We start from the raw sequence: 11,849 nt of genomic DNA, 5'->3' as shown, positions 1-11,849 counted from the left end.
CGGGCGCGGCATCCGCGGCGGGCACGGCATCCTGCGGCCCGGCGCCCGGCAGGGGGCGCGGGCCGGAGCCGGGTCCCGGACCCGTCGCGGCGTGCTCGTGATCGGTCATGAGTCCATGGTGACTGCCGCACCGCCGCGGCGGCAGTCGGAACGACCCTGGCCGGACCCTGATATCTGCCCTGAGCCGGCGCCGGGGAAGCGTTCGACGGACCCGCCCGCCGAAGATCAGGGGAGTCTCGGGGCACAACCCTGATGCCCCGGCCCTCGCGCCGTGTGAACATCGATGGCATGCCGGAAGCCGCAACAGCGCCACTCGTCGAACCGCGGCCTCCGCGCAAGCTCTACCGCAGCAGCGACGGTCGCTGGCTCGGTGGCGTGGCGCGGGGGCTCGCCGGGCATCTCGGCCTGCCGGTGATCTGGGTGCGACTCGTCTTCGTCGGCCTGTTCATGGCGGACGGCCTCGGCGCCCTGCTGTATGCCGCGTTCTGGTTCTTCGTACCGCTGGGTGTCGGTGGCGTCGGCGGTCAAAGACCCCCGTCCCTCGTCGCCACCGAGACCTCGGCGGACGGCCGCCGCAGACTCGTCACGCGCCGGCCGGACAAGGGCCAGATCGTCGCCCTGCTGCTCATGGTCGTCGTGGCCATGGTCTTCGTCGGCAACGTGAACCTCGGCAACGGCGCCAAGGCGTACCTCTGGCCGGTCGTCCTCGTCGGCGCGGGCGTCGCCCTCGTCTGGCGCCAGGCGGACAACGCCCGCCGGGCCCGCTGGGTCGAGGCCGGCCGTCGCCGGCGCACGCTCACCCTGCTGCGTGGCGTGGCCGGCGTCCTGCTGGTCACCGCCGGCGTCTCCGGCATGTTCGTCCTGCAAGGCTCCGCCGCCCACCTCGGCTCGGTCCTGCAGGCGGCCCTCGCCGTCCTCGTCGGCATAACGCTCCTGGCCGGCCCCTACCTCGTGCGCATGACCCAGGACCTCTCCGAGGAGCGTCTGATGCGCATCCGCGCGCAGGAGCGCGCCGAGGTCGCGGCCCACGTCCACGACTCGGTGCTGCACACCCTGACCCTGATCCAGCGCAACGCGGAGAACGCGGGCGAGGTGCGCCGCCTCGCCCGCGCCCAGGAGCGCGACCTGCGCACCTGGCTCTACAAGCCCGAGGGCACCGGCAAGGACGAGGCCGACGAGCCCACCACCCTCGCCGACGCGGTGCGGCGCAACGCCGCCGAGGTCGAGGACCAGCACGGCGTCCCCATAGAGGTGGTCGTCGTCGGCGACTGCCCCCTCGACGAGAGAATCGGGCCACAGATGCAGGCCGCACGCGAAGCGATGGTGAACGCCGCCAAGTACGGTGGCGAGGGCGGCGCAGTCCAGGTCTTCGCCGAAGTCGAGGGAAAGACGGTCTTCGTGTCCGTCCGGGACCGCGGCCCCGGCTTCGACCTCGACTCGATACCCGCCGACCGCATGGGCGTCAGAGAATCGATCATCGGCCGCATGGAGCGCAACGGCGGCACGGCGCGGCTGCGCGCGGTGCCGGACGGTGGCACGGAGGTCGAGCTGGAGATGGAGAGGGCGGAGACGTCATGAGCGACCCGACCGAGGGGAACGCGGAGCCCATGGACACGACGGCCGAAGGCACGGGCGGGCGCCACGTACGCGTGGTCCTCGTCGACGACCACCGCATGTTCCGTACGGGCGTCCAGGCCGAGATCGGCCAGACCGAGCAGACCGGCGTGGAGGTCGTCGGCGAGGCCGCCGACGTCGACCAGGCGGTCACCGTCATCACCGCGACCCGCCCCGAGGTGGTCCTGCTCGACGTCCACCTCCCGGGCGGCGGCGGCGTAGAAGTCCTGCGGCGCTGCGCCCCGTTGATGTCCGACGCCGAGCAGCCGGTGCGTTTCCTCGCCCTGTCCGTGTCGGACGCGGCGGAGGACGTGATCGGCGTGATCCGCGGCGGCGCGAGGGGCTACGTCACCAAGACGATCACGGGTACGGACCTGATCAACTCCATCTTCCGTGTCCAGGAAGGTGACGCGGTCTTCTCCCCGAGGCTCGCCGGCTTCGTCCTGGACGCCTTCGCCTCCACGGACGCGCCCCCGGTCGACGAGGACCTCGACCGCCTCACCCAGCGCGAGCGTGAGGTGCTGCGGCTGATCGCGCGGGGGTACGCGTACAAGGAGATCGCCAAGCAGCTGTTCATCTCGGTGAAGACGGTCGAGTCCCATGTGTCGGCGGTGCTGCGCAAACTTCAGCTGTCGAACCGGCACGAGCTGACCCGGTGGGCGACGGCGCGGCGGTTGGTGTGACCGTTGGTGTGAGCAGCCGGAGCGGGGACTCTCACACCACCCGAGTCGCCCCCGCGAACGGCATCTCGCTGATCGGCGCCAGTCGCACCGGCGCCGACGGGTTCGGGGCATGGATCATCTGGCCGTTGCCGACGTAGATGCCGACGTGGCTGACGGCGGAGTAGAAGAACACCAGGTCGCCCGGGAGGAGTTCGGAGCGGGAGACGCGTTGGCCGGCGTCGATCTGGGCGTACGTCGTGCGGGGCAGGGAGAGTCCGGCGGAGCGGTAGGCGGCCTGGATGAGGCCCGAGCAGTCGAAGGCGTCGGGGCCGGTCGCGCCCCAGACGTAGGGGCTGCCGAGCTTGGTATAGGCGTAGGAGACGGCGGCCGCGGCGCGGGAGCCGGGTGCCTGGGAGGTGGCGGAACCGGGAGCCGCCATGCCGTCCCGGGGTGTCGTGGATGCCCGTGAGGCGCGGGTCGGGTCGCTCTCCCCGAGCTGGGTCCGCTCCTCGGCCGGCAGCTGGAACAGCAGCCGTCGGGCCGCGTCCAGCTTGCCGTTGATGGTCTTCTTGTGCCGCTTCAACTCCGTCTGACGCGACTTCAGGGAGGCGAGCTCGATGTGGGCGGCGCCGCGCAACTGCTCGATCTCCCGCAGCTGTTCGCGTACGCGCGCGACGGACGAGGCCTGGCGGTTGCCGGCCCGTTCGGCGAACTCGGCGCCGTCCAGGTACCGGTCGGGGTCGTCGGAGAGGGCCAGCTGGAGGGCGGGGTCCAGGCCGCCGTCGCGGTACTGCGCCGCGGCCATCGAACCCAGCGAGTCCCGCGCAGAGTTGAGGCTGTCCGTCCTGCGCGCCGCCTCGTCCCGCAGGGCCGCCAGCCGTGCCTGGGCCGCCTCCGCCTTCTCCTTCGCGCCGTTGTACTTCTCGGTGGCGACCTCCGCCTCCTGGTAGAGCTTGTCCACCTTCGCCTTGACCTGCGCCGGCGTGAGCTGCGGTTCGGCGTGTCCGATCCCGTCGAAGCCGGTCGCGGTCGCCGCGCCGGCGAGGGCGATCGTCGCCGCCGTGCGGGCCTTGGTGCCGCTGACCGAGCGTTGCCGGGGCTTGCGGTGCGCTGCCACGTGGACTGCACGTCCTTTCGTACGACCGCCTTGTCCGTACGAACGCCAGGCGGAGCGGACGTACGGCCCGCCCGGTGGCGGTCACGCGTCCGGCGGCGTCCCGCACAGGGGGAGCGGACCGCCGCCGGACCTTTCTCGGCGGTGGTGGCCGACTGCCGCCCCTGGCCCGGGCGGCGGTGGGGAGCCGGTCACCTGGTGGAGGACGCTAAACCCGACAGTGACGGTGAGGTAACGCGATGTACGGAAGTTCTTCCAGCTGACCGCCGGGTGACCGGATGCGACCGTGATCCGCCGTCGGGGCCGTCCACTTCACGCAGAGCGATGACCGATGTGCCGAATCGGGACCTATGGGGGCGGCAGAGTGCTATGAGGCGCATATATGCAAGATCCGGTCAGTACCGGAGGCGGACTCGAGAGGTGCCCTTGGGGCGGGGCGGTGTCGGGTGCCGCCCGGTCCCTGATTAGGCTCCGGGCTCATGGACGTACTCATCCATCTCTTCGTCGGCCTGCACATCGTCGGCATCGCCGCGCTGCTCGGCGGCTTCCTCACCCAGATGAGGGCGATGGGGCAGGGCACCGCCCGCTTCGTCCCGGCGATGCTGCACGGGGCGCTGACGATGCTGGTCACCGGCGTCATCCTGGTCGGCCTCAACCAGGCCGACGACCAGCCCGTCAACAACATCAAGATCGGCGTGAAGCTGGCCCTGCTGATCGTGATCCTCGGGCTCGTCTACGTGAAGCGTGACGAGGAGAAGGTCGACAAGGGCCTGTTCGCCCTGGTGGGCGTGCTGACCACCGCGAACATCTTCATCGCGGTGCTGTGGACCTGACCTCGGCCCGGCCGGCGGCGTAGGCCGCCGGCACCGCCCCCGAGCGTCACGTCAGGCCGGCCGTACCACGCTGTGGATGGACGACTCGCCGTCATAGAAGATCGACTCCTCGCGGACGTACGCGCCCGGCTTCGGGGCGTGGATCATCATGCCGTTGCCGATGTAGATGCCGACGTGGCTGATGTCGTCGTAGAAGAAGACCAGGTCACCGGGCTGGGCGGAGGAGAGGGAGACCGTGGTGCCGGCGTTGACCTGGTCGTAGGTGACCCGCGGGATGTCGACGCCGGCGGCCTTCCAGGCGGCCTGGGTGAGACCGGAGCAGTCATAGGACTCGGGGCCGGTGGCGCCCCACACGTACGGCTTGCCGATCTGGGCGCGGGCGAAGGCGAGCGCCTTCTCGGCCTTGGTGGCGTACGAGGAGTCCGTGGCGGTCGAGGTGGACGTGGAGGGGGCGGTGGAGGGCGACGAGCTCGACGAGCCGCTGCTCGACTCCTGCTGAGCCTCCTCCTCCTGGGCCTTCTGCTCAGCAGCCTGCTGCCGTGCCAGCTCGGCCGCCTTGGCCGCGGCCTCCTGCTGCTTCTTCTGCTCGATCGCCGCGAGCCGTGCCTTCTCCTCGGCGGTCAGCTGCGAGAGCAGCGTCCGGGCGTCGGCGAGCTTCTTCTGGACAGTGGCCTTGGCCGTCTTCAGGTCGCCCTGCGACTCGGTGAGCGTCTGGAGGCTCTCGGTGGCCTCCTGTCGCTTCTTCATCGTCGCGGACTGCTCGGTGACGTAGTCGTCGACCGCGCCCTTCTGGCGATTGGTCAGTCGGCCCATCAACTGGGTCTGGTCGAAGTAGTCCTGCGGGGAGTCCGCGAGCAGGAAGGTCGCGGTGTCGGGGGTGGAGGCGCCGCTGCGGTACTGGGCGGCGGCGAAGGAACCGAGTTCCTCCCGCGCCTCGTTGAGGCTCTGGGTGCGCTTGGCGACGTCGTCGAGGAGGGTGTCGACGCGCTTGCGCTGCTTGGCGGTCTTCTCCTCGGCCGCGTTGTACTTGTCGGTCGCCGACTCGGCCTGCCGGTACAGGTCGTCGACCTTCTTCTCGACCTCTTCGAGGCTCGGTTTGTCGTCGGCCGACGGGGCGGCGTTGGCCGTCTGGGACAGCAGGGCCACGGAGGTGAGGGCGGCCGTGGCAAGGGCGGGGGTCCGTATACCTGCTACGCGCGTGCCCGAAGGACGCGACTTGCGGTGCGACGCCAAGGGAGGCGACTCCTTCCACGTTCCGCCTACCGAGTTAGCTGTCGGGTTCGGGCGGGTGGTTAGGAAGGTTTGCCCTACGGCCCTTCCCCGGAGGGACGCGGGCCGATTCACCCCAAGGTCGGTGGGTCCCCGGCTCCGGGCGCACGGCGGCGCGTCGGACTCGGCGGAGGCCGTGCGGCCCGGCGACGTTCGCCGGAGGGGGTCGTACGGCCTGCCCGGCACGGTAGCCAACTGGTGTGGCCCCTGTGAAGGTTGATGTGCGATATGCCCGATACATTTTCGTGACCTTGGGTCAGCTTGCCGCGCGCCGAGATCAATCCAGAGTGATCCGCTGCGGTATGCGTGCATTTCGGCCGACGATCCACCGGCCCGGCCCGCCCGGTCGCGGAACGTGACGGCACCTTTGCGAACGGTAAGCCGGCCTGCCGGTCGACTCCGCGAGATCTTCGGCTCCCGAGCCCGCCGAATCAGACGATGTTCTCGGGGCGGCGGCGGGCTGTCAGTGGGGCGCCCTAGACTCGGAGAGCGATGAGCAGCCTCTTTGACGACAGCTTCCTGGCGAACCTCCAGGCCCCCCGGGCCCACGAGGAGGAACACCCGCCACCCCCCGAGGACGACCACGTACCGGAACCGGTTCCGGACGATCTGTTCGGCGGGAAGTTCGACGTGCCGCCGGACCGGGACGCGTACTACCGTGACGGCGCCCCGCGCCCGGTGGTGGACGCGGCCGCGCTCCTGGACGGGCTGAACGACAACCAGCGCGCCGCGGTCGTGCACCAGGGCACCCCGCTGCTCATCGTGGCCGGCGCCGGTTCCGGCAAGACCCGGGTGCTCACCCACCGCATCGCCCACCTGCTGGGCGAGCGGAAGGTGCATCCGGGCCAGATCCTCGCGATCACCTTCACCAACAAGGCCGCGGGCGAGATGAAGGAGCGCGTCGAGCAGCTCGTCGGCCCGCGCGCGAACGCCATGTGGGTGATGACGTTCCACAGCGCGTGCGTGCGGATCCTGCGCCGGGAGTCCAAGAAGCTCGGCTTCACCTCCTCCTTCTCGATCTACGACGCCGCCGACAGCAAGCGTCTGATGGCACTCGTCTGCCGTGACCTGGACCTCGACCCCAAGCGCTTCCCGCCGAAGTCCTTCAGCGCCAAGGTCTCGAACCTGAAGAACGAGCTGATCGACGAGGAGGACTTCGCCGCCCAGGCCACCGACGGCTTCGAGAAGACCCTCGCCCAGGCGTACGCCATGTACCAGTCACGACTGCGCGAGGCGAACGCCCTCGACTTCGACGACCTGATCATGACGACGGTCAACCTGCTCCGCGCCTTCCCGGACGTCGCCGAGCACTACCGGCGCCGCTTCCGGCACGTCCTCGTCGACGAGTACCAGGACACCAACCACGCCCAGTACGCCCTCGTCCGGGAACTCGTCGGCACCTCCGAGCACCCGGTGGACGTACCGCCCGCCGAGGACGACCTCCAGCCCGCCGAACTGTGCGTGGTGGGCGACGCCGACCAGTCGATCTACGCCTTCCGTGGTGCGACCATCCGCAACATCCTCCAGTTCGAGGAGGACTACCCGGACGCGACGACGATCCTCCTGGAGCAGAACTACCGCTCCACCCAGACGATCCTCACCGTCGCCAACGCCGTCATCGAGCGCAACGAGTCCCGCCGCCCCAAGAACCTGTGGACCAACGCGGGCGCGGGCGCGCGCATCACCGGCTATGTCGCCGACACCGAGCACGACGAGGCGCAGTTCGTCGCCGACGAGATAGACCGTCTCACCGACGCGGGCGACGCGAAGGCGGGAGACGTCGCCGTCTTCTACCGCACGAACGCCCAGTCCCGTGTCTTCGAAGAGATCTTCATCCGCGTCGGCCTGCCCTACAAGGTCGTCGGCGGCGTCCGCTTCTACGAGCGTAAGGAGGTCCGGGACGTCCTGGCCTACCTGCGGGTGCTGGCCAACCCGGAGGACTCGGTCCCACTGCGCCGGATCCTGAACGTCCCCAAGCGGGGCATCGGCGACCGCGCCGAGGCGATGATCGACGCCCTGTCCCAGCGGGAGAAGATCAGCTTCCCGCAGGCGCTCAAGCGCGTCGACGAGGCGTACGGCATGGCCGCGCGCTCCACGAACGCCGTGAAACGGTTCAACACGCTCATGGAGGACCTCCGGACGATCGTCGAGTCCGGAGCGGGCCCGGCGACCGTCCTGGAGGCGGTGCTCGAACGCACCGGCTACCTCGCCGAGCTGCAGGCGTCCACCGACCCGCAGGACGAGACCCGCATCGAGAACCTTCAGGAACTCGCCGCCGTGGCCCTGGAGTTCGAGCAGGAGACCGGGGAGGGCGAGGCCCCGGGCGGGCTCTCCGCGTTCCTGGAGCGGGTCGCGCTCGTCGCCGACTCCGACCAGATCCCCGACGAGGACGAGGACGGCTCCGGAGTCATCACCCTGATGACCCTGCACACCGCCAAGGGCCTCGAGTTCCCGGTCGTCTTCCTGACCGGCATGGAGGACGGCGTCTTCCCGCACATGCGCGCCCTCGGCCAGGCCAAGGAGCTGGAGGAGGAGCGGCGCCTGGCGTACGTCGGCATCACGCGCGCGCGGGAACGGCTGTACCTGACCCGGTCGTCGATGCGCAGCGCGTGGGGACAGCCGTCGTACAACCCGCCCTCGCGGTTCCTGGAGGAGATCCCGGCCCAGCACGTCGACTGGAAGCGCACCGGTGCCATGGCGCCGATGTCCTCCGGTCCGGCGTCCGGGGTGGCGGCCTCGCTGTCGTCCTCCCGCTCCCGCTCGTCGGCCTCGGGCGCCTCCGGCTTCGCCACCCGCCGGACCTCGGAGAAGCCGACCGTGTCGCTGGCGGTCGGGGACCGGGTGACACACGACCAGTTCGGGCTCGGCACGGTCGTGGGAGTGAAGGGCACGGGCGGCAACGCCGAGGCGACGATCGACTTCGGGGACACCAAGCCGAAGCGGCTGCTGCTGCGGTACGCGCCGGTGGAGAAGTTGTAGGAGAAGGGGCCCTTGCGGGAGCAGGGCCCGGGGGCGGTCGATCTGCCCGGGCTGTCGATCTGAGGGACAGCCTGGGGCGGCCCTCTCACCTCCTACGCCGGGTCCACGTCCTACGTCGGGTCGATACCGTGGCTGCGCAGCCACGGCAGCGGGTCGATGGCCGAGCCGCCCGCCGGCCGTACCTCGAAGTGCAGGTGCGGGCCGGTCGAGTTGCCGGAGTTGCCGGAGTACGCGATCGGGTCGCCGGCCTTCACGGTCGTACCGGAGGCGACGCGGTAGCTGGAGAGGTGGCAGTACCACGTCTCCGTGCCGTCCTTCGCGGTCACGATCATCATGTTGCCGTACGCGCTGTTCCACTGCGTGCGCACGGTGCCGTCGGTGGCGGCCATCACGGTCGTGCCGTAGGAGACCGGGAAGTCGATGCCGGTGTGCACGGACATCCAGTTGATGCCGGACTGGCCGTAGTAGGCGCTGAGGCCGCGCTGCGCGACCGGCAGCGCGTACTTGGGCCGCAGCCGCTCCTTGCGCGCCGCCTCCGCGGCCGCCTTCTTCTTCTCCGCGAGTTGCTGGGCCTTGAGGTCGATACGTTCCTGCGTACGGCTGGCCCGGTCGGCGAAGTCGTCGGCGCCGGCGGACAGGCTCTTCAGCTGGGTGTCCAGCTTGTTGTTCGCCGCGGACGGCTTGACGGCGGTCGCGTCCGCCGCGGTCGTCGTCGTGTCGCTGCCCTCGTCGGCCAGCGCGCTGACGGACGCGGCGGCGATCCCCACGACGCCCATGACACAGGCCGAGGGGACGGCCACCGTCAGCAGCGCCGAGCGCTTGGGGGGCGTACGACGGCGGGAACGGGACGCGCCGCGGGCGGCGGCGCGAGAAGAAGGGGCGGGTGCCGCGGCCGGGGCGGGCGCCGTGGTGACTTCCTCCTGGTCGTCCAGGAGGTGCGCGTCGGCGGTGGCGGGCGTGGCGCCGGTCGCGGTGCCAGTGCCGGCACCGGTCAACTCGCCGTCGTGCGAAACGTTTTCGTTGTACGGCTCGTCGTAGGCATCGTGGTAAGCGACCTGCTCGAAGGTGGCCGTCGCCGCCTGCTGCTCGTACTCGTCGTGGGCCGTCGTGGAGGCGCCGCCGTCGGAGTTCCACTGCGTGGCGTCGTAGGCGCCCGTGTCGAAGGCCTGCGTGCCCCATTCCCAGTGCTGGGTCTGGTCGGCCGGGCCGGCGCAGGACTGGTCGGGCTGGAGCCAGGCGCTCGCGTCCCACTGGCCGCTGGCGTCGGGGCTCGTGGCCTGCGGCGGGATCGCGGAGAGCTGCTGGTGCTCGCCGGTCCAGGCGGTGGTGTCGTACGCGCCGGTGTCGTAGGCGGCGTGGTGCTGGGCCGCGTACGCGTCGTAGTTCGGGGTCTGCTGACGGCCCGTCGACCATGCCGTGGTGTCGTACGAGCCCGTGCCGTCGCCGGGAAGACAGCCGAACAGGGGGTCGGCCTCGAAGGAGGTGGTGGCCTGGCCGGTGGTGTCGAAACCGGCGCCCGAACCCGTGTCGAAACCTGTGGCGTCGTAGTTGGCATACGTGGTGAAGTCGCCGTGCTGGACTTCCTGGGTGCCGTACGACGCGTAGTGCGCCGAGGCGGCTTCGGAAGCCGGAGTCGGGGTGGTCATGGTCCCCGACGGGTGACGGTCGTTCACCAACTTCTCTTTCGCCTCGACAACAGGGGCTGGCAGAGCAGTGCGGTGACTGTACCCGGCGGTATGCGGGCACGACAATCTTCGTCAGGTTTCGTGCTTGAAGGAAACGGGCATTCGGCCGTGTTTCGGGGGACTGCGGGCGCGGGTTTGGCCCTGTGTTCGAAGAATGTTCGATGTCCGGGGTCTTCGGCTGGGCCGTCTGCGGCTTGTCTGCGGCTTGTTCGCGGGGTGCCTGTGGCTTGTCCGCGAGTTGTCCGTGGCTTGTCCGTGGCCTGTTTGTGGCTTGTGTGCGGCTCTCGCCCGTGGCGGCTTCCCGGGCTGTTGTCCGGCCGCTGTTACGCCACTGTCAGACCGTCTGTGTGCGGGTCGGCCTCCGCTGCCGTCCGTGCCGTGTCGAGCACCTGCCGTATCCCGGTCGCGACGGCGGGATGCACGGGCAGGGCGAGATGTCCGACGCCGCTCACCCGGACGTTCTGTACGGACAGGTCGGGATGGTCGATGCAGGCGGCCTCCAGCGGGTCCATCAGGTGGTCGAGGTCGCTCCAGAAGCTGACGAAGTGCGTACGGCAGCCGGGTGCGGGGCGGGTCAGCTCCTCGATCAGCTCCGAACCGGGGCGCATCTGCCGCACGATCGGGTGCGCGTTCGCCAGCCGCGCCACCCGGGTGCCCGAGTGCGGGGTGCCGAGGGTCACCAGCGTCCGGACGCGGAGGTCGCCGCCGAGCCGCTGGACGTAGTAGCGCGCGATCAGCCCGCCGAGGCTGTGCCCGACGATGTCGACCTGGCCGTGGCCCGTGCGCTCGCAGATCTCCTCTATGTGCCGGCCGAGCAGCTCCGCCGCGGTACGGATGTCGCAGGTCAGCGGCGAGTAGTTGAGCGACTCGATCTGCTGCCTGCCGTGCTGGGAGAGGCTGCGGCGCAGCAGGACGAAGACCGAGCGGTTGTCGATGAAGCCGTGCAGCAGGACGACCGGCGGCTTGGCCTCCGTGGGCAACTGGGGTGTGCCGGCGTCGTCCGGAGAGGGGAGCTGAGGCAGGGGGGACCGGCGCTCCTGGATGATGCCGGAGGGGTAGAGGAGCAGATGGCCCGCGAGGATCGCGATCTCCAGGGCGGTCGCCTTCAGGAGTGCCACGGACAGACCCGCCAGCCTTCCCGGGAGCTTGCCCGGGAGAAGACGCTGGCAGAGCGGAAGAAAGGGCAGCGTTGCCCCGGTGACCTTCATGGCCGACCTCCTGTCGGCACGCTGGAGGACGGCTCTGTCCCCCGGGTGCCCTTGTGGGGAGGCGTGGCGGAGGTCCTCGACGGAGCGCGAGTGGGGCACGTGGGGTGAGGATGGTGCGCGGCGCGTGATTCCAGGATCGCCGATGTGGCGTGTGTTGTCGCGGCTGGTGGTGCCTGTGGTGTTGATGGTGCTGTTGTTGCGCCGATGACGTGACGAGGTTCCCTGCCCGTGTGGCGACGAGGCTCCCCGCTGTCGTGCCTTACCTGCCCTGCGTGCCTTTCGTGCCCTCGCCGAAGCGTCTCACCGCCGCGGCGCGCGGCCTGCGGCGCGGCGGTGAGACGACCTCGTTGCGGCTCCCGAACGTGTCCCACCGTGTGATTTCCCCCTCGGTATCCACCGCGAAACTGCCGGTTGCGGGATGCTGGCGATAACGTTCGTTCACTTTCCCGGCCGGTGCGGTACTTGTCGGTACGGATGGATGTAGT

The 11,849-nt window shown here is 70.2% G+C and carries 8 protein-coding genes and 1 riboswitch; of the genes, 4 read left to right on the top strand and 4 right to left on the bottom strand.

Going from position 1 to position 11,849, the window contains the following annotated elements; all coding sequences use genetic code 11:
* The first annotated feature begins 252 nt into the window (after window positions 1–252).
* The gene (locus ACWBNA_RS44110) at window positions 253–1,578 is read left to right on the top strand and encodes an ATP-binding protein (RefSeq protein ID WP_482710255.1); all 1,326 of its coding nucleotides are present in this window, start codon (window positions 253–255) and stop codon (window positions 1,576–1,578) included.
* Entirely contained in the window at window positions 1,575–2,297 is a 723-nt protein-coding gene (locus tag ACWBNA_RS44105) for a LuxR C-terminal-related transcriptional regulator (RefSeq protein ID WP_482710254.1), read from the top strand. The genes ACWBNA_RS44110 and ACWBNA_RS44105 overlap by 4 nt, the downstream gene beginning before the upstream one ends.
* Window positions 2,298–2,328: 31 nt before the next feature.
* On the opposite strand, the gene ACWBNA_RS44100 is transcribed toward ACWBNA_RS44105, so the two are convergent.
* Entirely contained in the window at window positions 2,329–3,393 is a 1,065-nt protein-coding gene (locus tag ACWBNA_RS44100; RefSeq protein WP_482710253.1) for a C40 family peptidase, read from the bottom strand.
* Between the two features lie 476 nt (window positions 3,394–3,869).
* Here ACWBNA_RS44100 and ACWBNA_RS44095 point away from each other — a divergent pair, with 476 nt between their 5' ends.
* Window positions 3,870–4,223, top strand: coding sequence for a hypothetical protein (locus ACWBNA_RS44095; protein ID WP_482710252.1), 354 nt, complete (start codon window positions 3,870–3,872; stop codon window positions 4,221–4,223).
* A 51-nt stretch (window positions 4,224–4,274) separates the two neighbouring features.
* On the opposite strand, the gene ACWBNA_RS44090 is transcribed toward ACWBNA_RS44095, so the two are convergent.
* Entirely contained in the window at window positions 4,275–5,456 is a 1,182-nt protein-coding gene (locus tag ACWBNA_RS44090) for a C40 family peptidase (RefSeq protein ID WP_482710251.1), read from the bottom strand.
* A gap of 8 nt (window positions 5,457–5,464) precedes the next feature.
* Window positions 5,465–5,632: riboswitch (cyclic di-AMP (ydaO/yuaA leader) on the bottom strand.
* A gap of 352 nt (window positions 5,633–5,984) precedes the next feature.
* On the opposite strand from ACWBNA_RS44090, the gene pcrA reads away from it, so the two are divergent.
* A complete protein-coding gene (gene pcrA, locus ACWBNA_RS44085) occupies window positions 5,985–8,471 on the top strand; it encodes a DNA helicase PcrA (RefSeq protein WP_482710250.1) in 2,487 nt (828 codons plus the stop codon).
* A 110-nt stretch (window positions 8,472–8,581) separates the two neighbouring features.
* Here pcrA and ACWBNA_RS44080 read toward each other — a convergent pair whose 3' ends face one another.
* On the bottom strand, window positions 8,582–10,117 hold the full coding sequence (locus tag ACWBNA_RS44080) for a M23 family metallopeptidase (protein WP_482710256.1): 1,536 nt from the start codon (window positions 10,115–10,117) through the stop codon (window positions 8,582–8,584).
* A 362-nt stretch (window positions 10,118–10,479) separates the two neighbouring features.
* The gene (locus ACWBNA_RS44075; protein WP_482710249.1) at window positions 10,480–11,364 is read right to left on the bottom strand and encodes an esterase/lipase family protein; all 885 of its coding nucleotides are present in this window, start codon (window positions 11,362–11,364) and stop codon (window positions 10,480–10,482) included.
* Window positions 11,365–11,849: the final 485 nt, after the last annotated feature.

Source organism: Streptomyces sp. Q2, assembly GCF_056820935.1.
The sequence above is the reverse complement of the archived record's forward strand: the minus strand, read 5'-3'. Positions and strand labels throughout refer to the sequence as shown.